This window comes from Streptomyces sp. NBC_01445, assembly GCF_035918235.1.
Lineage (GTDB): Bacteria > Actinomycetota > Actinomycetes > Streptomycetales > Streptomycetaceae > Streptomyces.
Window position 1 is genome coordinate 6,251,988 of sequence record NZ_CP109485.1, and the last position, 21,962, is coordinate 6,273,949.

The following is a 21,962-nucleotide window of genomic DNA, read 5'->3' on the forward strand; positions in this document are numbered from 1 at the left end:
GTGAACTGACAGTGCGCATGGCTAGAGTTGTTGTCGAGACTTCGCAGACGACGGCGGCCGATGACCTTCGGCGGGCACGGGGGAACGGGGAGGACGCGATGGCAGAGGACACGGGTGACGGCGGCGGGGGATCGCCATGGGCATCCTTCGGCATTCTCGGCGCGGTGGCGGCTGCGCAGGCGGCGGTGGGGGACATCGTCACCGAGCTGGAGTCGTTCACTAAGTTCCAGCAGCGGGTTGATCAGTTGATCAAGGACTTGAAGGGCTCCGACGCCGGCCCCCAGAAGATCGGCCAAGAGCCGCTCAGCCGCCACCAGTTCGGCGGAGGCGCAGCCGGCTGGGGCGCGGCGGACGGCCTGTTCACGTCGTACCAGACGGTGCTCACGGAGCTGGAGAAGCTGTCGAAGGTGCTCTCTGACTCCATAGAGGGAATGGGCATCGCGGTGCTCGCCTCGCACAAGGGGTACGCGAACATCGACGTCGACATCCGTGACCGGATGGCGGCGATCAGCGCGGAGACGAAGGACCACTACGGGGGCGACTACGACCCGGAGAAGTCCCGGCTGTGGCATCACGGTGAGGGGCCGAAGATGGATGAGATCGGCACGGAGGACACGAAGGGCAAGTCCGGTGATGCGGGCACCTCGTCGCCCAAGCCCGAGTCGACGCCCAGTGCTGGTAACAAGCATGGAGCTGCCTGATGCCACGAGACTTCACCGACCCGTTCGAGGGCATGAGCCACGAGGCGATGCTGGAGTGGCTCGATAAAGCGAACTCAGGATCGGTGCAGGCCGCTGCCGAAAAACTAAAGGCAGCCGCCAAGGAGATCCATTCGATTGCTGAAGACCTGAAGGTCCGCCCCCAGTGGGTGAAGTGGAAGGGCGAGGGCGCCGAGGCGTTCCGCACCTGGTCGGGAGACCTGGCCAATTCGACTTTGGCGCTGGGTGATTTCAGCCATGATTCGTCGACGTGGCTGACCCGTGCGTCGGAGGCGATCGGCACCGCCCAGGCATCCATCCCGCGTGACAAGGCTGGCGCCAAGGCGAACCTGGACGCGGCGACCGCAGCCCACAACGACCCGGACGCCGCGGCCGTCGCGAGCAAGTCGTCGAGCGAACTACAGGCGATCGCGGCGAACAAGGAGAAGGTCCGGCAGGAAGCCGCCGGTGAGATGCGGAAGCTGGGGCAGGCATATTCGCTGTCCTCTACGCAGATGGACAGCTTGCCCAGGCCGAAGTTTCCGCCGCCGCCTCAGGCGTTTGTGCCGGAGCACTTCGAGCGAGACTCGTCCACCGGGCATGGGTATGGAGGAGGGTCTGCTCAGGCGTCCTCCGGAACCGGTGACGTCGGCTCTGTGGCCGGAGCAACCGGACACGCGACTGGTTCCAGTACGGCCTCGGTACACCGGGGTTCGGTCACGCCGGAGCGCGCGGTCCCGAGCATTGACGATCCCCCCACGCAAATGGGCATCGACACCGTGGGGACACTGCCCGAGGTTTCACCGACCCACCCGACCACGACGGGCCCCGTACAGGCTGGACCGAATGTACCGGGCCCTTCCGGCACGCCTCCTGTCGTGGGGATGCCTCCGGCCTACGGCGGGGGACGAGGCCTCACCAACGGACGCGGCACCGGACCGAACTTCACCGCACGTGGCTCCGCGCCTCAGAGCTCCACTGGAGGAACGTCCCGGACCGGAACCCCGCCCGGGACGAGCGGCACGGGTCGCCCGACGCTCCCGGGTGCACGTGGGCCGATGATGCCGGGCCAGAGTGCTACAGCCACGGGGCGGGCAGGAACCCCCGGCACTCCGGGTCGCCTGCCGACCAGCAACGGAGTGGCGGGTGGTCGCCCCCAGCCCACAACGGGCAAGCCCACAACGGGAATTCCTCGTGGCAGAGTGATGGGCGGCACGGAAGGCACGACGGGTGGTCGGGGCACCCCGGGGCAGGGACCGATGGGTGCCAAGCCTACGGTCGCGGGCACCAATGGGGGTTCCCGCGGTGGGTCCCACGGCCGCCGAGTGTCGGGAGCGACGGGCGAAAACGGTGGCATCGTCGGTGGCCGCCCGCAACAGCAGGGCCGTGCCAACACCCGTTCCTTCAGTTCAGGCGGCTCAGGGCTGGTACGAGGCCAGGGCGCCGCCGCGGCCGGGACCCCGTCGGAGGAGAGTCGCGGCGCGAGCCAGGCCGGCCGCAACGGCATGACACCTCATGGAGCCCATCCCAATGGGCGCCACGATGAAGACAGGGGCGAGCGCCCCGACTACCTCGTGGAGGACGAAGAGACCTGGCAGCCGGACGACCGCGGCACTGTGCCTCCGGTCATCGACAACGCTCCGAAGAACAGCGAGAGGTAGGCACATGCCCACCAGCAGAAGTCGGTACGGCCGCCGAGCCGTCTCCTCGGCAGCCCTCGGTTTGCTGTTGGTGGGTGGCGCAACGGCGCCTGCCTTCGCGGACTCGACTCGCGACGAGCAGTGGTACCTCACCGTCATGAAGGCGGAGAGTATGTGGCGTACCAGTAAGGGCGAAGGCGTCACTGTTGCGGTAATCGACACAGGTGTGGACCCGAACAACGCCGATCTGCAGGGGCGAGTGTTGGACGGCCTAAACCTGGCTCCCAAAGAGGCGGGTGACGAGCACACAGACTTTGGAGGCCATGGCACCGGCATGGCGGGGTTGATTGCCGCGACTGGAGCGCACGGCGGTGGCCAGGGCTCCTTCGGACTTGCACCGGGAGCCAAGATCCTTCCGATTCGTATGCCGGATGGCGCCAAGCTGGGAAACCAGTACCAATCCGCTGAAGTATTCAACCGGCTTGCTCCCAAGGCAATCCGGTACGCGGTGGACCATGGCGCCAAGGTCATCAACATCTCCCAGGGCGTCTTGTCGGGGTCGGACAAGCTCACGGGTGCAGTGGATTATGCGTTGAAGAAGGGTTCACTGATCTTCGCGTCCTCCGGTAATGACGGTAAGGGCGGAAACACGGTGGAATACCCGGCTGCCACTCCAGGGGTGGTGGGCGTGGGTGCCGTCGGTAAGGACCTTGGCGTGACGGCCGAATCCACTCACGGCGCGCAGGTGGACATGGCGGCTCCAGGGGATGAAATGGTCCACGCCTGCGGGAGTAAGTCGAGCGCGACAGGCCTCTGTAAAAGCCACGGCACAAGTGATGCCACCGCCCTTGCTTCCGCCAGCGCCGCCCTGATCTGGGCCAAGCACCCGAACTGGACCAACAACCAGGTCCTCCGGGTCATGCTCAACACCATCGGTGGCCCCACCAGCGGAGCGAAGCGCAGCGACTTCATCGGCTACGGAATCGTCCGCCCCCGCATCGCCCTGAAGACCCCGGGCGACCCGGGCCCGGCCGACAAGTACCCGCTCCCGGACTACCCCGTCGCAGCGTCCAAGTCGCCGTCGGCCAAGCCTTCCAAAGGTGCTCAGGCCCCGGGCGGCACCAACTCCGCCGCGCCGGCCGCCGTATCGAAGGGCGACGACAGCAACACCACGCTCTGGATTGGCATTGGCGTAGGCGCGCTTGTAGTCGCTGGTGCCGCGACCGCTGTTGCGGTCACCCGTAGTAGGCGCCGGGCGGCGGCCCAGCAGGCCTCGCCGCCGTACCCTCCGGCCCAGCCGCCGTACCAGGGACAGCCCTACGGGGCGCCGCAGTTCACCAACCAACAGCCGTATGCGACGCCTCCGTCGAACGGCAACCAGCACAGCCCTCATCAGGGGCCCTGACAGGGCCACCCGGGACGTCCTGCACTTCAGGTACCCGAGCGCGTCCCCGAGCATCAGCGGCGCATGGCCGGACTTGCGGGCATCGCGCTCGGCGTTGGCGTTGGCGTGGGTGTGGGTGTGGGTGTAGTTGCCACCCTGGAGGCAGGCGGTACTCGACGTCGGCTTTCGCCCCTCCGCCGGTCAGCAGGCACTGCCCAAGTGCCCAGCCCTGCATGGCGTCCTGACTATGGCCGGCGGAGGCGAACTTGTAGGCGTTCCTCTCCTGGAACTCCTCGCGGCGCTCAGGCATCAGTCCTTTCACGGCCGCGCCGGACAGCGACTTCTCACACACCTTCCCGGGTACCGCTACGGCGGGTTCCTCGTCGGGTCACAGCAGCCAAGCGCCGACCCCGGCCAGAACCAGGAGGACGCCCCCCCGAGACGGCCGAGACCTTCCAGGGGCGGCCGCGCGCCGGGCAGGAAGTCGTCGTCGCGGGGGCTGCGTCACCTCATGTTGATGCGTGGTGAAGGGCCATGACGGCCTTCACCATGTCGGTGCGCGCACGTCTCCCTGCGTGGGGTCGACGTGCACGCTGTCGCCGCAGACAGCCTGGTGCATAAGCGTGAGGTCGGGAGGGAGCCGACAATCTTATGCATAGTGTGCGCTCTCCTCCCTGGCTCAGCCTGGCGTCTACGCCAGTTGCTAACGTGCATGGTGCGAAGGCGTCTGTATGAACGACCAACGTACGGGGGAAGGTTCACGTCATGGCGTGGGACGAGTGGGAACAGCTCAAGACCAAAGCCGCGGAGAAGCAATCCGCGAAGTTGCAGCTCAACTCTGGAGGCCCGGGAGGCGGCCGGAGCGAGGACGGTGACCTGGTCGTCCACGATGACGAACTGGGCAAGCTTGGCAATATGGCACACGACCTGCGCGAACGGCTGAGGGTCGACGGCGACTACGCCCGCCCCAGCATCTTCGACGCCTCGATCGACCTCTTCAATGATGGCCTCGACATGGGTTCGGGCCTGCTCGAGTTGCACGACGCGTGGAACACTCAGCTGGCCACGCTCAAGGAAGCTTGCGCCCACATCTCGAACCATCTCGACTTCACGCGTGCCCAGCACGCGAAGGACGATGTTCACATCCAGATGGGCATGCGCGACGCCACGGGGCACCTTATGACTCCCTCGCGCATTCAGGACTATCTCAAGTGACGGGGGCGGGCATGCTGACAGCTGGGCAACTCACCAATTTGCGGCTTGGAACGCTCAAGACGGCGGTCACGGACTGGGAACATATGGTCCGCAAGCTACGGGATCTCGCAACGGGCGATGGCGGCAACGCAGGCGGCTCGGGTGTCACCGCGGCGCAGCTCAAGTCCCGCACTGAAGCCGCGAATTGGAACGGGGTCAACGCCACTGTCGGTAAAAGCTTCGTGACCAAGACGGCCTCGGAGTTCGACGACGTGGTCACAGAGGCCGAGAGTGTCCTCGCAATTTTGCGTGACGCGCACGCAGCGTTCACGAAGCATAAGGCGGACTTGAAAACCGCGATCGATGATGTGGCGAAGAGCAGCATTTATATCGACGAAAAGGGTGAAGCTCACTCCGCGGTCCCGTCAGGCGCCGCCGCCGGCAACGATGACAAGATCCACAAGCCTACGGATGCCGAACTGGACGCGGCCCAGGCCAGGGTCAAGCGCATCCTCTGGGAGGCGCACGAGGACGACCGCATTGCCGCGCGTGCGCTGCGGGGCTTCGCCAAGCACGGATACGACTTCTCCGATCAGGGCGTGAGCGGTCTGAAGGACGCCGACCGCAAGCAGGGCGAGGTGGATGCGAAGTACTGGGCCAAGAAGATCCGCGAGGGGGACGTAAAGGACTGGAGTGACGCGGAGCTGAGGCGTTACAACGACTCCCTCAGGGACCAGCGTGACAACCCTGGCTTCACCGAAACGCTGGCCACCGATCTGGGGGCAAAGGGCACGCTCCAGTTCTGGCGCGACCTTGCTGCCCCGCCTGGTGGTGCAGTAGATGGAGATCGGGCCAAGCTGCTGGCGCATGTCCAGGACAATCTCAGCATGACCCTCGCCAACGCTTCCCACGGCAACAGCCAGGCGATGCAGGACTGGAAGCATGATGTGATCGCTGCAGGAAGCAAGCCCTTCCCCATCCAGGGTCTCCCTATGGGGCCGTATGGCTTCCAGGTCGCGAGCAGCTTGATGCGCAAAGGCAAGTTCGATTCCGACTTTATGCATGACTACGGGCAGGGGCTCCTTAAGTTCGAACGCGGATTCCATGGCGATCCTGACGTCATGTGGCGCGACACCACGAACCTGAATTACCCGCCTACGGGGGCCGCGAACGATCCTGTTGCTGGCTATATGGAGGGAATGAGCCACAACCCAGAGGCCGCGCTCGACTTCTTTGGTGAATCCACCTCTGAGGACGGAAAAAAGGTCAGCAACTGGGATTATCTTGTGGGCCACGGCGACGACGCTCGTAAGTGGCCGATGGGTGATGATGGGAAGCCGACCGGCTTCAAATACCTCGGTCACGCACTCGAATCGGCAACCTTGGGTTATGACTACGACGACAAGGATCCTCACATCCCGCCCATGAAGACCGAGGAGCAGATCGCGGCGCGCGAAGCGCGTACCGAACTCGTCTCAAGAGTCGTGAGTAACTATAATTCGGCAGAGACCATAGACAAGCAGCCGGGGATACGTGACAGCCTTGCGAACATCGCGGCTGGGAATATCGACAGTATCAACTATTCGGAAGCTGATTTCGGGGGTAGTTCCGGAGATAATGGTCGCAACAGTCGCTTCGGCAATGCCGAGCATCATCTCCAGGACTTCGGTTCGCAGAACGCAACGAACTTCCTTCGGGCTCTAGGAAGCGATGAAGGGTCCTACAACACTGTCTCTGCGGCGCAGCAGGCATACGGGACCAGCCTGATGGTCGCCCAGGGAGACGATGAAGGGGACGTGAAGCGTGTAGCCATGCACAGCATCATGATGCATGGCCTGCTTGACCAAGCGCGTTTCGAGAGCATTGGCAACGAATATGGCGAAGCGAAGGATGCGGCCAATAGAGAGCTGGAGAAACAGGGGGCATGGCGTGATTTCTTCACCGGTGCTGTAGTGGGCACGACTGTGGGTGTCGCCTCAGAAGTGATCATTCCTACTCATGCCGCAGCAGCGATCGCCGTCCCGTTGGCCTTCGAGGTTGTCGGAGGGGCTGCGGAAACTCAGGCGGGGAACGAGACGCTCGATTGGCTCAAGGCGAACGAGTTCGACAACAAGCAGGACGCGATTGAGAGCATTGATAAGGCCAAGAACACCGGTCAACATAATGCTATGACGCCACTTCTGAATTATGCGCAAGCGCACGGAAAGAAAGACGATGACGTCTGGGATCTATCGGTGGAAGCCGAAAACGCTTACAACAGGGGTGCGGCGCGCAGCGATACCGATGATGCTCGAGGATTCTAAGCATGAAAAAACCCGTTCACATGCTTTTCCCGATAATGATGGCTCTCGTGATGACCGCTTGTACTGATGGAGGCAAAGAGGCAGGGTCTCCGAAGAGCGCTTGCGGAGAGGCGCTCGGAACGTCCGGCGTGGCGTGGTTCGAACGGAAAGCAGGTAAGCTCGAAGTTGATGCAGATAATTCCGGTACGGACCTGAAGGAGGCGCGCTCGGAATATTACAAGCAAATGAAGCCATATGATCCTGATGCCCAGAATTGGGCAGCGGAGATCTGTGATGTCAGACGCTATGTTTCGGGCAGGGAGAAGGTGTTCACCCTCGTGTACGGACCTTCGTCTGTGCCGTTCAACTCCGATTCCGGCGAAGAGGACGGGACCATGACGTCTTTGAACTCCGATGTGAAACTTCATCAACGGCAGGGCGTCCACGGTAAGGCCGAGTACGGGGTGTATGTCAGGTGCAAGATTTCGGGTACACCGCCTCAGCAGCTGGACGAGACGCCGCTGGCCGGGGTGATGACAGATACCCTCACTGGTGATACGTCAGCCCGAGAGCACATGAAGCACCTCTTGCATTCAACGCAAGTGATGGCGCGGGCCCTGGGGTGTCAGAACAAGCCGGCCATTCCTTCGGAACCGCCCTCCTCGGTCGGGTGACGGTGGAGTTCAGGTCCTCGATGAAGCTCAGTGGCGGGCCCCGGGGTCAGACAGGTGAGTGAACTGAACCGGATTCCTTGTCGGCCCCGGCGAGGGCGAGGAGAATTCCCATCACGACGGCGGTGACCTTCCAGGGGCAGCCTCTCGCCGGGCGAGGAGTCGTCGTAGCAGGGGCTGCGTCCGTCACGTCCTCATTCTTTGGAGGCCGTCAGCCCTGAGGGCAGAAAGTCCCCGTTCCCGGCCTACCCCGTCGCAGCCGCCAAGTCATCGTCCACCGCCCCTTCCGGGGCCCCGGACTCGGCAAGCCCGCCTCGCCGGCGCGGCGTCCAGGGATGGCGACAGCAACACCCCTTGTGGATGGGCATGGGCGGCGCCGCACTTATTGATGCGGCATCGCAGTCCCGGCAGCGCACGCCGCGAACGCCGGAGCATGCAGCCCCCTGCGCCGCCCTATGCAGCGGTTCAGCACAATCCGAACGCGCCCTACGGTGGTAAGCGGGCCGTGATCTCACAACGGCGCGTGAGCACCCGGCGTGAGGAGTGAGCGGATGGTCAGGGGTAGCGGGGGAGTGTGTCCGTGGGGATTGTCCAGTCGGCGACGGTGACAGTCTCGCCGTACACGAAGTCCTTGCGGGTGCCCTCAGGCGTGGGGTGGATGTCTGTCATGACGGCGCCGGTGCCCGTTCGAGGATCGAAGATCACGTAGGCGGAGATGCCCAGGAGCGGGTAGTCCCTCATCTTGCCTACCCAGTCGTTGTCCGGGTTGGAGTGTGAGACGACCTCGATGGCAGCCAGCAGGGTGCGTGGATCGAATGCGCCCTCGCCCTCCATGTCGGCCTCGGCGATCACCATGATGTCCGGGCGGCGCAGGATCTGGTTGGGCTCGTCCTCCACGTCGGGCATTCCGGTGTAGGCCACCAGGCCATTTGGAATTGCCTGCTCCAGGAGTCTCCTGATGCGGAGCACTGTCAGCTCGTGGGGGGGGCATTGGGCGTCGTTGCGTCGCAGGTGATTCCCTCCCAGGTGATCTCCAGCCTGCCGGGAAGCGTGCCGTCCAGCCTGTGGAGCAGCTCCCGCATTGCCAAGTAGCGGTGGATATTGCGGTGTTCGGGAGCCATTTCGGTCACGCGGCCTCTGGCAAGCAGGCGCGGCATGTGGCGCATTTGCCTGGTTCTGGGGAGCGGAATGCGCGGTCGCAGCCGCCGCAGTTCTGGAGTGGGGCCGGGCGGGGTGGGGTCGGGGCCGTTGGTGGGCGTGCGGGCAGGGGTGGTGGGAGGAGTTCCGTCAGGCGGTGGGACAGGAGGGCTGCTGGGCTGCGGAGGGGTTCCGATGGGAGGCCGGCTGTGAGGGTTCGGCGGATTGCCTCCGGCGTGATGCCGCGGTCCATCCATGTGGTCACCGCGGGCGCCAGGCGGTGTACGTCGCGGGTTGCGAGCAGGAGGCGGGGGTCGTCGCGGCGTAGGTCTGCGAGGAGTGACACTGCCGGGTCGGAGGAGGTGGAGCGCGTTGAGTGCTTGAGGGTCGCGACCGGTGGTGTTGACGGGGTGAGTGGCAGATTTGGGCGCGGGGCAGTCGCCGGAGTGTGGGGTTTCCGCGAGGACTTTGGCCCTGAACTGCCGATCATCGCCGGTGGGTTGTTGTACGACGTCGTGCGTGTGATCACTTGGCCTGATGCCAGGCGTTCGCGGGTTCGCGTCAGGTAGCCGTGTGCTTCCAGTTCGCGTAACGCCGCCGCGATGCGGACCTCGCCCTCCGGGAAGCGGGCCGCCAGAGTCTTGATCGTGGCGCTGGCTCCGCGTGGGAGCGACTGGATGTGCGCCGCCAATCCGATGGCCGTCAGGGAGAGTTGGCGGTGTTGGACCAGGTGGTTGCCGACGATCGTGTAGCGGTCGGGGTGGCGGCGGTTGATGTGGTGGATTCCGCCGGCGGGGGTTGTCCCTGAGGGAACATCCGGCTCGGCGCACGGGGGCGCGTTAAGCTGCTGAACAGCCATCGGGAAGGTTCTGCTTCCTGGGTGGTTAGGCCCTCGCCTCGGGATGCCAGTCCCGGCGGGGGCCGAAGTGTTTGGTTGCGTCCAGGGAAGTGGTGTACGGGTTCGACCTGATCCGGGGGTTTGCTCCGGCATCGGAATGAGATCCGCATAGACGAACGGCCACCGGCTGATCTTCGAAGTGACGAAGCCTCGAAGGAGATCAGCACGATGACCGCACCAGACAGTCTGCCCCTGCACGCCCTCGCGGAAGACAACCTCGCCGCGGCGAGTCCCGATCTGCTGCGCGCGATGGTCAAAACGTTCGCCGACGCACTCATGTCCGCCGAGGCTGACACCCTCTGCAACGCCGAATACGGGCAGGTCAGCGACGAACGCGTCAACCACCGCAACGGCTACCGCCCACGCGAGTGGGACACCCGCGCCGGGACTGTCGAACTAGCCGTCCCCAAGCTGCGTCAGGGCAGTTACTTTCCGCACTGGCTTCTCGAACGGCGCCGACGGGCCGAACAGGCCCTCATCTCGGTCGTCGCCACCGCCTACCTGCTGGGCGTCTCCACCCGCAGGGTCGAGAAGCTCGCCGAGTCGCTGGGCGTCACCCAGCTGTCGAAGTCCCAGGTCAGTTCGATGGCCAAGCACCTGGACGAACAGGTCGCCGCGTTCCGCAACCGACCACTCGACGCCGGGCCGTATGCGTTCATCTGGGTCGACGCGCTGACCCAGAAGGTCCGCGAGGGCGGCCGCATCATCAACGTCCACGCGCTGATCGCGGTCGGCGTCAACGCGGACGGACACCGCGAGATCCTCGGTATCGACGTCGCCACGGCCGAGGACGGCGCCGGCTGGCTCGCCTTCCTGCGCTCCCTGACCGCTCGCGGCCTGTCCGGCGTCCAGCTGGTCGTCTCCGACGCCCACACCGGCCTCGTCGCCGCGATCGGCGCGGTCCTGCCCGGAGCTTCGTGGCAACGATGCCGCACGCATTACGCCCGCAACCTGCTCAGCCAGGTTCCGAAATCGGCCCAGCCCTGGGTGGCCACCTTGCTGCGGACGGTGTTCGAGCAGCCCGACAGCGACGCCGTCCAGGCCCAGATGCGGCACGTTCTGGACGCGCTGGAGGCCAAGTTCCCCAAGGCAGCAACCCACTTGGACACCGCCCAGCACGATCTCCTGGCGTTCACCGCGTTCCCGCGTGAGATCTGGCGGCAGATCTGGTCGAACAATCCCCAGGAGCGGCTGAACAAGGAAATCCGGCGCCGCACCGACGTGGTCGGCATCTTCCCCGACCGCGCCGCCGTGATCCGCCTGGTCGGCGCGGTCCTGGCCGAGCAGAACGACGAATGGACCGAGGCCCGCCGCTACATGGGACTCGACCTCCTCGCCAAGACCCGCCTCCACCCGATCGAGTCAGAAACCGACGAGACCGTCTTGCCCACCGAACTCACCGCCTAGCCTCAAAACGAGATCACCGAGTGGCCGTCGATACACCACTCCCGCGGACGTGACCAAGTGTTTGTGGGGTTGTTTCGCTGAGACTGGTGCGTGAAGCAGCTTGTGCGCAAGCCGAGTTGAGCGTGATCACTCTTGTGGGTGAGGGCGAGGCGGGGAGGCCTCGAGGCGGGGGTTTGGGGGAGGTTGGGGAAGGTCCTCTCCCGGGATTCTTGGCTTTTGATCGCGGGGCGGTCCGGGGATCGGGCCACCGCGTCGTGAGTTCCTCGATGCGGACAGAGTCACTTCGATACGTCTAATTCTGCCCAGACCGATTTGGTGGGCATCGGGCCGAGGGTTGTGCCCCAGTGGTCTGCCAGGGCCTCGATGAGGACCAGCCCTCGGCCTGACTCGGCGTCCAGGGGCGGGTGGTGGGGGAGTGGCAGTGGCGTGGAGTCACCCCGTGTGTCTGTCACCTCGATACGTAGCGTGTTCCTCGGTGTGAGTTTGAGCGTCAGGCGGAAGTCCCGGCCTGGTACGCGGCCGTGGGTGATCGCGTTGTTGGCCAGTTCGGCCACCAGTCGCTCCGCCGTCTCGAACGGGCAGGTCCAGTCAATGAGTTGCTGGACTGTCAGTCGGCGGGCGAGGCGTGCGCCTCTGGGCGTAGCCGACAGGCGGATCGTGAAGGTGGGTTCGTCGTCGTTCATGTCACCCAGCGCGGCCAGACGTGCATAGGCTGAACAGTGATGACGCCGGTACGTTCAGTGACTGTCCAGGCTTTGTACAGGGCTGTACCGGGTGTACCCGTGACCGGTGGGGGAGGGGGCGCGTATGAGCGCGGAGCGGGCGGGACACGCGGAACGTAGGGAACACACGGGCGAGTCGGGGTGGGACGTTGATCCCGATGACGACGCGGGGGTGGCCGTCGTAGAGGCTGTGGGGAGGCAGCTCAAGTTGTGGCGCGAGACTGCGGGGATGCGGCCCGCAGAGTTCGCGGCGGCGGTGGGGTACGGCGAGAATCTCGTCTACAAGATCGAGCGTGGGGCGAGGATCCCGCGGCCCGAGTTCCTTGACCGGGCCGACCAAGTCCTGGGCGCGGGCGGGAAGATCTCGGCGATGAAGCGAGATGTTGCCAGGTCCCGGTATCCGAAGCGGGTGCGGGAGCTCGCCAAGCTGGAGGCGCAAGCCGTCGAGATCGCGGCGTATGGCTGCCACAACCTGCATGGCTTGTTGCAGACCGAGGAATACGCGCGGGCACTGTTCGAGCGGCGGAGGCCCTCGTACTCGCAGGAAGAGGTCGAGCGGCTGGTGAGCGCGCGGGTGGACCGGCATTCGATCTTTGATAGAGTGCCTGCCCCTTCGCTCAGTTTCGTCCAGGAAGAGGTGACTCTGCGGCGGCCGATCGGGGGCAAGATGGTTCTGCGCCGTCAGCTCGAACACCTGTTGAGGCTGGGACAGTTGCGCAACGTCGAGATCCAGGTGATGCCGACGGACCGCGACGATCACGCTGGGATGGGTGGCGAGATGGAGGTGATGAAGTTCGGGGACGGTTCGGCTGTCGGGCGCTGCGAAGGAGAGTTCGGCAATCGTCCGCTCGCGGAGCCGAAGCATCTCCGGGTCATCGAACTCCGGTGTGGCATCATCCGGGCCCAGGCGTTCACCCCGCGGGAGACTCTGGCCTTCATCGAGCAAGTTCTGGGAGAGACATGATCTGCAAGTCCTCTGTCGGGGACAGCTCCGAACTGGTCTGGTTCAAGAGCAGCTACAGCGACAGCGGCAACAGCAACGAGTGTGTCGAGGTCGCCACCACTCCCTTGAGCATCCTCGTTCGCGATTCCAAGGCCCCCCAGAAGTGCCGCCTTGCCGTTTCCGCTGCGGCCTGGTCCGCCTTCGTCGCTGCGTGGTGACTTCGAAGCCACGGGTCGAAGACTCAGGTCGAGTGCGTATCGCTGTGAGGTCCGGGCCACCCGGTTGAGGCGGGCAGCCCGGGGTGCGGACGCGTGGAGTAGCGCGGTCGGTCAGGAGTGGACGTAGTACTCGGTCGAGCAGGCGCGTACGTAGTGGTTTTCCAGGCAGGCCTTCAGGCCGTAGCCGTGGTTCTCGGGGAGGTTTCCTCCCTGGCAGTCCGAGCCCGGTGACGGCTTGCCGTTCGTGCTGGCCGTGCGGCCGGTGGTGAGGGTGCCCTTGACGTAATAGCCGTCCGACCGGTCGTCGACGGCGCACAGGTAGTCGCCCTTAGGGCTGCCCTCGTAGGGGTCGGCCACCCAGTTGACTCGGCCGGCCTGTTTGCCGTCGGCGTAGATGATGATGGTGCTGATCTTGCCCGGGTACATCTTGAACGTGATGTCGGTGTAGTCAGCGTGGGCGTTCACGGCGCTGGTGGTCAACAGGGCCGCGGCGCCCAAGAGGCCGGTCGCGGTCATGGCGATCTTCCTGCGGATGGTGCGCATGGCTGGCTTGTGCCCTCTCTGCGGTGTGGGGCGGCCTGGGACCGGAGCTCCGGGCCACGCTGTCGCGGGTGCAGGTGCCGTAGAGATCACCACCGGTGCGAGGTGGCTCCGGTGAGAGGGAGAGGTGCCGCTGTCGTGGCTGCACGGCGCGGTGAGGTCTTTGGCGCGGCCGTGGCGCCACCACTGCCGCGCGACGTTGGCCGGCGCAGCAGTGGTGACGATATCCCCCGATATCCCCCGTTGTGTGAGCCGGTTCGGCCTCGACTCACGTCCCCCGTACACCCATGCGCCACGCGCTAATGCTCCTTGCCGCGCATTAAGGTGTGGCCACGCTATCCGGAGCCGGTCGGCCGCGCAAAGCGAATTCGGTGAGAATCGCCCTGACCGCACGTGAAGATCTGGTGACCGTCGGATCGCTGTCCGGTGGGGGTCCGGCTTGGGGTCTGCCCGGCGGCTCGGCGTTTGCCTTGGTGCCGCGGCGTCTAGATTGGCGTCGATGACTGAGCGACCACAGCACGGCTCCGCCCGTCCCGGCGGACGTACGGCCCGCACCCGCGCGGCCGTCCTCGCGGCCGCGCTGCACGAACTCGACGAGACCGGGTTCGGCGCGCTCACCCTCGACAAGCTCGCGGCGCGTTCGGGTGTGCACGTCTCGACGATCAGGCGCCGCTGGCGCAGCGTCGAGGGGGTCGTCGTCGATCTGATGGCCCAGCACAGCAAGACGATCGCCACACCGGACTCCGGTGAGTTCCGTCAGGACCTGTACGAACTGGCCGAGGCCATCGCCGGGTTCCACGCCCTGCCGCGCAGTCGCAACCTCGTCGAGGCGATGGTGGCGGCCGCCGCGTACGACCCTCACATCGCGGATCTTGTCCGCGGCGCTTTCGTCGCGCGCACCGAGGTCGTGACGCAGTTGGTGCGTCGCGCCATCGATCGGGGCGAGGTCCCTCCGGATACCGATGCCTACGAAGTCATCGCGGCGCTGAGCGCGCCCTTCTACTACCGGTTGCTCATCATGCGCGGGGACATCGATGAGCGGCTCGTTGCTGCGAGCGCCGAGGCGGCATATCGGTCCGCTTGTGGTGGGGTGTTCGGTGGGGTGGATGGCGGGGAGGGGCCTGAGTAGGCCGGAGGTGTCGTTGCTGACGACCGAACGACTCCGGCCGAACCGGTGCGGCTTCGCGGTGCCGCCCGCACGGCTCATTCATGGCGATGACCAGCGCAGACGTGGTGTGACGGTCGCGCGCCGGGCGTGCAGATCGAGCAAACTTCGGCCATCTGACGGCCCGCTCCCTCTCCTGCGTACTTACTCTTGAGTACGAGGGCCGCCCGGCTTCCCCCGTGGCTGGGCGGCCCTCATTCCGTTTGCGGAAGCCCGGTGGTCATTCAGTGGCCGCACGATGGAATTGCAGTGGTCCAGGCCTATGGTGAGGCGGCACTGCCGCGTCACGGGGGTGGCAGGAGTGGTCGGTGGGGCCCCGTATCTGACACGGGGCCCTGTGCGGCCGACGTGATGTTCGCTCTTTGGACTCGATGACGGTGGGTGCTGCCCAGCCCCACAATTGCAACCGGCGTCATGGCTCCTGACTCGTGCGACCGGCGTCATGACCGCGTTCGCCTGCGAGTCGACCGTCGTCCAGGCCCTCGCCGAACGCCTTCCGCATGCCACGCACCTTCGCTTCGGCCTCTGTGCCCGTACCGGCTTGGGCGGGGTGGTCATTGCGGGCTCGTGTGGGGTCGTACTTTGGGGGAGCGAACTTTGCGGAGAGAGGACGGCAGCGGTGACGACGAGTGAGCCTTCGGGCCCGCATGAGCCTTCGGGTCCGCAGGATCCGGCGGATGGGCCCGAGCCGCGGACGTACGAGCCGGGTCCCTCCGCCGGGAAGCTGATGCTCTTCGTGGCGGTGTTTGTTGCGTTTGCGGTGATTGTTGTGGGCGGGGGCGTGATTCTTACCGCTGGGGGGTGACCCTCAGGGGTGGGTGCAGCCCACGGCTTTCATGGTGGCTGGCATGTAGGCGCGCATGAACTGCTCGATGTCGTTTCTCTGGTGAACGATCTTGTGATCGCGAGTGACTTTAAGGGCGAGGGTGAAATGCCATTTTCCTCGGCCCTTGCATCGAGTCGTGGCAATCGCTCCGTTGTCTCCGAGCGTGGCGGATTCGGCCAGGTGGCGCACGCGTCTCGGCTCCCACAGTCCGGTGACAGAATTGTCGAGTGACGAGTACTTCATAGGGTCGATGGTGTCGGTATGCCAGGCAAACCTGAGTCGCAGCGCTTCGGACTTGTCGACAGAAATGATGCACACCGACGTCTCCTTCCCGCCCCAGCCGGCGGTGTGCCACTCGCTCACTCCCCCTGTGGGTTTGAGTAGGGGCGCGGTGAGTTTTTGCTCGGCGGGTGTGTCGCAAATCGACCTTGGAATGCTGATGTCCTGCGCGCTACAGGCGGGCACACAGAGCAGAGTGAAGGTCGCCAGCGCAGATGCTCCGCCCACCTTGTTGCGAAGGCTCATTGGGTGGGCTCCCCTGATACGCCTTGGGCGCGCAAGGATCCAGCGTCAGCGGCTTGGTCAACTACGTCCTGCGGATCGTACGGTGAGTTGCGAGTGTGATGGGCCTTGCGCCACTCCTCCGCCAGAGCCATAAGTTGGTCGTTTCTGTTGCTGTAGTTGGCGATATTGGCGTCTGCCGCTTTGTCGTCGAGCTTTCGCTGTTCATCGGCCAGCCACTTCTCTGTCACGTAGTCAACTCCTGACTGCACTTCATCGCTGCCGACGGGGAGGTACCCAATGGCCTGATCGACGACCCACTTGTGCTCGAACTCGGCGGTCTTGGGGTCGCCCGCAGCGGCTACCCTTGCCTGTTCGAGGAACCCCACCGTTCGTCCCGCGCGCGTCAGTGAATCCAATGGGCGCTTCTGATCTGAGTCGTGAATGTCGCTCACAATTGCGTGATTGATCCCGCTGTTGAGAGCGGCGTACGAGGCTTGGTCCTTGGATACCTGTTTCACGACTTCGTACAGCTTGTCCTGCTCGATGGCAGACCTATTCATTTCGATTCGGCTAGCCGCCGCATGCACCGTATCCCCGTGATTGACCAGAATCTTCGCCATGGGCTCGCGTAGTGACGGCGGGAACTCGTCGCCTTCCTCTGCCAGGTACTTCAGCGACGACTTGAGCACCTTGTTGTTGTCCGCGGAGTGGTCCACGTACTTCGCGTTCGGGTCCGATGGGTCCAGGCCCGTCGCTCCCGCCTGGAGCGCCGCTGCGAAGCCTGCGCGGGTGTCCGTGTCCAGGGACGGGGTGTAGACCGTCGCCTTCGGCGTCTCGTTCGTGTGCAACGCGATCTTCCAGTCGCGGTCGTGCATCAGGTACTTCATGCGGTCGTCGTCATTGAGGTAATGCGCGGCCGTGGCCGGCTCGTGGCTCATGATGCCGAGTACGCCGTCGACCGGGTCGTTGGCGAACCAGCCGTTCCGTTTTTTGCTGTACTCGCCCTTCAGGTCCCAGATTTCCGGGTTCTTCTTCTCGGCCTTGATCATGTCGTCGCCGAGGTCCTCGAGGAAGTCGCGCCCGTAGCCGTCGCCGTGCTGCATGAGCGTGACCAGCGACTGGTATCCGTGGACCTTGTCCAGCCTGGCTGCCTGGAAATCGGTCTCGTAGCGGGCGGCGCCCGCCTCCCGCATTTCCGCTCGCCAGTTCTTGTACCACTTGGAGTGAGGGTTCTTGGTGGCTGTCGCGAGGGAGTTGGCGAGGCCGGTTTCCAGGGAGTTGTAGTCGGCGGCGTGCCGGGGGTCGGTGACGTGGGCGAGGTCGCCCAGGTTGTTGGTCAGGCGGATCGTGCCACTCGGGCCCAGGCTGTCCAGGACGGTGCGGCTGAATCCCGGATCGCGACTGTTGTCGCGGAACGAGCGTTGGAGTTCGGCGAGTTGGTGCGGCGTGAGTCGTTCGCCGTTGGCGAGTTTGCGGGCGGATTCCTTTGCCACGTCCGCCTCGTATTGTTCGATGTCGCCCTTGGTGCGGGCGTTGAAGCCGTTTCCCGTACCGTCGGTGAGGTGGGAATCGAAGACGGCGGCGCCGAGCGCGATCTCGACGCCCGTGTCCGCGTCTCCGACCGCACGCACCGCCTTGTCGATGCGTCCCTGCCAGGACGCGACCGCCCTGTGAACCTCCCCCCTGCTTCCGGGGTCGTGCATCGCAGAGCCCGACTCGCTCGCCGCAGCGCGCTCCTCGTCGTACGCCACCACACCGCGATCCGAGACCCTTATCCCGGCTTTGACGGCCGCCTCACGCTCGGACGTGAGTTGGCCGCGCAAGGTGGTGAACTGCGCGTGAGCGTCACGGAGGAGTGAAGCGATCGCCTTGGCCTCTGTCTGGGCGTTCTGGAATTCATGGAGCGTTACGTCGAAGCGCTTGCCGGCCGCGTCGGCACTCAGGCCGGTCCAGGTCGAGGGGGACGGCGGGCCGGGCGTGATGCCGTGCACGTCCCGCTTGTAGTCCGTCTCCCGCTTTCCGAATTCCTTCGCCATGCCGTCCCAGCGGTCGGCCGCCGTGGTCAGCGTGGCGAGGTCGGTGGTCATGATCTCGTGGTATGTGGGCATGGGTCGGTCCTCGTGCGTCGGTCGTGGTCTGGCCGTACGGCGGTCAGTAGCGGTCGAGCGATGACGTCGTCCGGACCTGCGCCCCTACGCCGAAGTCCGTGCCCTGGAGGAGTGCTGTGGTGGCGCGCAATGAGACCTTCTCCGAACTCAGCCTGTTCATAAGGGACTTCACCTGATCCCCCCAGGCTTTGTGTGCCTTCTTCAATGACGACGACGTGACCCAGCCGTGCCCGTCCTTCGCGTCGAACGCCCGGACGGCGGCACCCGTGTCCTCGTCCGCCCACTCGCCCGAGTGGCGCGTGTCGGGCTCGATGTGGTTCTCGATCGCCCGTGCCGCGGCGCGCTTCCGTGCCGGCGACGAAGCGAGGTTCTGCTGCCTCTGGGCAGGTCCGATGACCATGATGTTGATGTCCTCCCCGTGTGTCCGTGCTTGCATCCCGCGTATCGCCCAACTGCCTTGCGGCGAGGCGGGATTCTGGGAAACGACGGACCGGACGCGCGGGTCACCCCACGTCCGGGTGATCAGTGCCGCAGGCCAGTGGCGGGCGGGGTGGAGGGGCGTCCGCCTCGGGTGACGTACGCCGTCCGCCTTGACGGGTACGTCTCGTCGCTGAGTGCAACCAGCCAGCGAGAACGGTGGGCAGAGCGCGATCCAGCCCCGATGGTGATGCGCGACTGCAATGCCGACATCAGGACAGCTACGGTCAGGTCATCCGGCAGTAGGCGGCAGGGAAGGTCTCATGCAAGACATTGCTTCAGAGCCTGGGCGTAGAAGCTGGCGCAAGGGTGTTGTTGTTCCTGTTGCGTTGATCGTGGCACTGCTGGCTGGGTTCGGCGTCTGGAAGTTCTGGCTGTCCGACGACCCGCTCGTTGCGGTGCCCGACCGCGTGTGTTCGCGGTCTCTTCCTGGTGATTCGCTCCGGCCACTGCTGCCGGAGCGAGGGGAAGCCTTCGACGAGCACGCGTCCGATTTCTCGCCGCGCGGATCGCTGTCAGCGCCGGGCAAATGTGTTCTCTCGGGTGGCGGAAAGTCGGTTCACATTGGCTACTACATGGTCTTCTGGCCCGACGGTTACAGGAAAGAAGATGTCGACCGGGACGCCAACAAGCCGGGGAATCTTCCCGTCACCCTGGGGAAGGCCAAGGGGTATGTGGAGGGCCGCGCCGTCAAGCTCTTTGTGAACTGCCCCCGCGTCAACGGGCACGACGGCCTGCTTCAGGTAACTGCCAGTCTGGGCGGCGAGAGCGGGAAGCTGAAGGATCGGCCCACCATGGGGAGAGTCGCGGCACTGGCAGCGGACAGCGCGCGAGCCCTGGGGCAGCGGGTGGAAGGCTGTGACGGCGCGACTCGCCTCCCCGATGGGGTGCCGAGCATCGGCTGACGCGGCGTAGCGGGCGGGCCGTCGCCCGGCGTCGCCGGAACGCCTTAGGGGTGGCCCACCAATGGTGGGCCACCCCTAAGGCTGCAGCTCAGCGTCGTTGAGCTGTCGAGGCCGTGACCGGAATCGAACCGGTGTGCTTCGCTTTGCAGGCGAATCCCTAAACCACTCGGGCACACGGCCGAACTGAGTTCGGAACAAGCTCCGTTGAACTCGATGTCTTGACCGTATGGCCCCCGGGCCGCCGCGCCAAGAGGGGCGCGTGGGTCGCAATGCGACTGCCATACGCCGTTCATGGTCGTACGACCAAGGGACCAGGCGAAGGGCGACTCCCGACAGGGGTCAGTGGCCCTTGCGCCCCTTACTCTGGGCCGTATGACCGCCCTGGAACCGCGTGACGACGCCGATGTCGTCGCCACCTCGACCCCGCCCCCGACCGCTCCGACCACCCCGACCGCTCCGACCGCCGCGCCCGGCGTCGGCGTCCTCAGCCGTTCCTACCGGTCCCTCAGCGTCGGCATCGTCTCCGTCGTCCTGCTGATCGCCTTCGAGGCCACCGCTGTCGGGACGGCGATGCCCGTCGCCGCGCGTGAGCTGGACGGGGTGTCGCTGTACGCGTTCGCGTTCTCCGGGTACTTCACGACGAGTCTGTTCGGGATGGTGTTCTCGGGGCAGTGGGCGGACCGGCGCGGTCCGCTCGGGCCGCTGGGGGCGGGGATCGCGGCGTTCGCGGTGGGGCTGCTGCTCGCCGGGACCGCGGGGTCGATGTGGATGTTCATCGCCGGGCGGGCCGTGCAGGGGCTCGGGGGCGGGCTCGTCATCGTGGCGCTGTACGTCGTCGTCAGCCGCGCCTACCCGGAGCGGTTGCGGCCCGCGATCATGGCGGCGTTCGCGGCGAGCTGGGTCGTCCCGTCCGTGGTCGGGCCGCTCGCGTCGGGGGCCGTGACCGAGCATCTCGGGTGGCGGTGGGTGTTCATCGGGATCCCGGTGCTCGTCGTGTTCCCGCTGGCGCTCGCGCTGCCGCAGATCCGGCGGCGCGCGTCGGGGCCCGCGGAGGGCGCGGCGCGCGGAGCAGCCGACGGCCGTCGCATCCGGCTCGCCCTCGGGATCTCGCTCGGGGCAGGTCTGCTCCAGTACGCCGCCCAGGACCTGCGGTGGATCTCGCTCCTGCCCGGTGCGGTGGGCGTGGCCCTGCTCGTGCCGGCCGTGCTCGGGCTGCTGCCCCGCGGGACGTACCGGGCCGCCCGCGGGCTGCCCGCCGTGGTTCTCCTGCGCGGTGTCGCCGCCGGGTCCTTCATCGCGGCCGAGTCGTTCGTGCCGCTGATGCTCGTCACGCAGCGCGGGCTCTCGCCGATGATGGCCGGGCTCTCGCTGGCGGCGGGCGGGGCCACGTGGGCGTTCGGGTCGTTCCTGCAGTCGCGGTCGCGCTTCGAGCCGTATCGGGAGCGGCTGATGGCGGGCGGGATGGTGCTGGTGGCGGCGGCCGTCGCCACGGCGCCGAGCGTGCTCATCGAGGCCGTGCCGGTGTGGATCGTCGCCGTGGCGTGGGGCTTCGGGTGCCTCGGGATGGGGCTGGTCATCTCGTCGACGAGCGTGCTGCTGCTGGAGCTGTCGGCGCCCGAGGAGGCGGGGGCCAACTCGGCCGCCCTCCAGATCTCGGACGGGCTGTCCAACGTGGTGCTGCTGGCCGTGGGAGGAGCGGCGTTCGCCGCGCTCGGGGGCGGTGCGGTGGGCTCCGCCCATGAGGTGGCCTCGGCCGGTGGCGGCGGATCCCATCCGGCCGCCTTCGTCGCGGTGTTCCTGCCGATGGCGGCGGTCGCCCTGGTGGGGGCCTGGGTGGCTACGCGCGTGAGGTCCGCGTCCCGGCCTCCGGCCCCCGGCCTGCTGAAGTAAACGGGTGCCTGAAGCCGGGTGCCTGAAGCCGGGTGATGAAGCTGGGCGCTGAAGTCGGGTGCCTGAAGCCGGGTGCCTGACACCCGGCCCTGAATCCAGTCGCCCGAAACCGGCCCCGAAACCCGTCGGACGCCCGGCCGGACGCGCTCCGTACGGCCCTTGGACGTGCCCCGCGCAGCCCCCGGACATGCGCCCCGCGTCGCTCCCGGACGTGCTCCGTACGGCCCCCGGACGTGCCCCACGCGCCCCCCGGACGTGCCCCCCGCATCGCTCCCGGACGCGCTCCGTACGGCACGCGAACGCGCTCCGTAAGACCGACTGTGAAACGGGTCGCATCGCGTGGCGCCCCGGTG

Annotated in this window: 16 protein-coding genes, 1 tRNA gene and 1 pseudogene; 11 read left to right on the forward strand and 7 right to left on the reverse strand. The window is 66.0% G+C overall.

Annotated features, from left to right (window positions below; translation table 11 throughout):
• The first annotated feature begins 98 nt into the window (after positions 1–98).
• The 5 genes from OG574_RS28460 to OG574_RS28480 all read left to right on the forward strand — a co-directional run bounded on the left by OG574_RS28460 (position 99) and on the right by OG574_RS28480 (position 7,872).
• Positions 99–701, forward strand: coding sequence for a hypothetical protein (locus tag OG574_RS28460; RefSeq protein WP_326775518.1), 603 nt, complete (start codon positions 99–101; stop codon positions 699–701).
• A gap of 1,662 nt (positions 702–2,363) precedes the next feature.
• Positions 2,364–3,743: a type VII secretion-associated serine protease mycosin gene (gene mycP / locus OG574_RS28465; protein WP_326775519.1), complete on the forward strand. Its 1,380-nt coding sequence runs from the start codon at positions 2,364–2,366 to the stop codon at positions 3,741–3,743.
• A 744-nt stretch (positions 3,744–4,487) separates the two neighbouring features.
• Positions 4,488–4,937 carry a hypothetical protein gene (locus OG574_RS28470; RefSeq protein WP_326775520.1) on the forward strand — a complete coding sequence of 150 codons (450 nt, stop codon included), beginning with the start codon at positions 4,488–4,490 and terminating at the stop codon, positions 4,935–4,937.
• Between the two features lie 11 nt (positions 4,938–4,948).
• Positions 4,949–7,219 carry a DUF6571 family protein gene (locus OG574_RS28475; RefSeq protein ID WP_326775521.1) on the forward strand — a complete coding sequence of 757 codons (2,271 nt, stop codon included), beginning with the start codon at positions 4,949–4,951 and terminating at the stop codon, positions 7,217–7,219.
• Positions 7,220–7,221: 2 nt separating this feature from the next.
• Positions 7,222–7,872, forward strand: a complete 651-nt coding sequence (locus OG574_RS28480; protein ID WP_326775522.1) for a hypothetical protein — start codon at positions 7,222–7,224, stop codon at positions 7,870–7,872.
• 552 nt (positions 7,873–8,424) lie between these two features.
• On the opposite strand, the pseudogene OG574_RS28485 reads toward OG574_RS28480, so the two are convergent.
• A pseudogene (locus tag OG574_RS28485) lies at positions 8,425–8,990 on the reverse strand (Uma2 family endonuclease).
• Between the two features lie 1,082 nt (positions 8,991–10,072).
• Between OG574_RS28485 and OG574_RS28490 the strand changes: the two are divergent.
• On the forward strand, positions 10,073–11,311 hold the full coding sequence (locus tag OG574_RS28490) for an IS256 family transposase (RefSeq protein WP_326775523.1): 1,239 nt from the start codon (positions 10,073–10,075) through the stop codon (positions 11,309–11,311).
• A gap of 278 nt (positions 11,312–11,589) precedes the next feature.
• Here the strand turns inward: OG574_RS28490 and OG574_RS28495 are convergent, their stop codons facing one another.
• Entirely contained in the window at positions 11,590–11,994 is a 405-nt protein-coding gene (locus OG574_RS28495; protein ID WP_326775524.1) for an ATP-binding protein, read from the reverse strand.
• Positions 11,995–12,118: 124 nt separating this feature from the next.
• On the opposite strand from OG574_RS28495, the gene OG574_RS28500 reads away from it, so the two are divergent.
• Positions 12,119–12,997 (forward strand): helix-turn-helix domain-containing protein, encoded by an 879-nt coding sequence (locus OG574_RS28500; protein WP_326775525.1) that lies wholly within the window; start codon positions 12,119–12,121, stop codon positions 12,995–12,997.
• Positions 12,994–13,194 (forward strand): DUF397 domain-containing protein, encoded by a 201-nt coding sequence (locus OG574_RS28505; protein WP_326775526.1) that lies wholly within the window; start codon positions 12,994–12,996, stop codon positions 13,192–13,194. The genes OG574_RS28500 and OG574_RS28505 overlap by 4 nt, the downstream gene beginning before the upstream one ends.
• A 111-nt stretch (positions 13,195–13,305) precedes the next feature.
• Here OG574_RS28505 and OG574_RS28510 read toward each other — a convergent pair whose 3' ends face one another.
• Positions 13,306–13,737, reverse strand: a complete 432-nt coding sequence (locus tag OG574_RS28510; RefSeq protein ID WP_326775527.1) for a hypothetical protein — start codon at positions 13,735–13,737, stop codon at positions 13,306–13,308.
• A gap of 496 nt (positions 13,738–14,233) precedes the next feature.
• On the opposite strand from OG574_RS28510, the gene OG574_RS28515 reads away from it, so the two are divergent.
• Positions 14,234–14,863, forward strand: coding sequence for a TetR/AcrR family transcriptional regulator C-terminal ligand-binding domain-containing protein (locus OG574_RS28515; protein WP_326775528.1), 630 nt, complete (start codon positions 14,234–14,236; stop codon positions 14,861–14,863).
• 844 nt (positions 14,864–15,707) lie between these two features.
• On the opposite strand, the gene OG574_RS28520 is transcribed toward OG574_RS28515, so the two are convergent.
• The 3 genes from OG574_RS28520 to OG574_RS28530 all read right to left on the reverse strand — a co-directional run bounded on the left by OG574_RS28520 (position 15,708) and on the right by OG574_RS28530 (position 18,737).
• Entirely contained in the window at positions 15,708–16,250 is a 543-nt protein-coding gene (locus tag OG574_RS28520) for a hypothetical protein (protein WP_326775529.1), read from the reverse strand.
• On the reverse strand, positions 16,247–18,316 hold the full coding sequence (locus OG574_RS28525) for a hypothetical protein (protein ID WP_326775530.1): 2,070 nt from the start codon (positions 18,314–18,316) through the stop codon (positions 16,247–16,249). Before OG574_RS28525 ends, OG574_RS28520 begins: the two co-directional genes overlap by 4 nt.
• 64 nt (positions 18,317–18,380) lie before the next feature.
• Positions 18,381–18,737 (reverse strand): hypothetical protein, encoded by a 357-nt coding sequence (locus OG574_RS28530; protein ID WP_326775531.1) that lies wholly within the window; start codon positions 18,735–18,737, stop codon positions 18,381–18,383.
• Positions 18,738–19,077: 340 nt separating this feature from the next.
• Between OG574_RS28530 and OG574_RS28535 the strand changes: the two genes are divergently transcribed.
• The gene (locus tag OG574_RS28535; protein ID WP_326775532.1) at positions 19,078–19,719 is read left to right on the forward strand and encodes a hypothetical protein; all 642 of its coding nucleotides are present in this window, start codon (positions 19,078–19,080) and stop codon (positions 19,717–19,719) included.
• A gap of 108 nt (positions 19,720–19,827) precedes the next feature.
• Here OG574_RS28535 and OG574_RS28540 read toward each other — a convergent pair.
• Positions 19,828–19,899 (reverse strand) — tRNA-Cys (locus OG574_RS28540).
• A 192-nt stretch (positions 19,900–20,091) separates the two neighbouring features.
• On the opposite strand from OG574_RS28540, the gene OG574_RS28545 reads away from it, so the two are divergent.
• A complete protein-coding gene (locus tag OG574_RS28545) occupies positions 20,092–21,609 on the forward strand; it encodes an MFS transporter (protein ID WP_326775533.1) in 1,518 nt (505 codons plus the stop codon).
• The last annotated feature ends 353 nt before the right edge of the window (positions 21,610–21,962 follow it).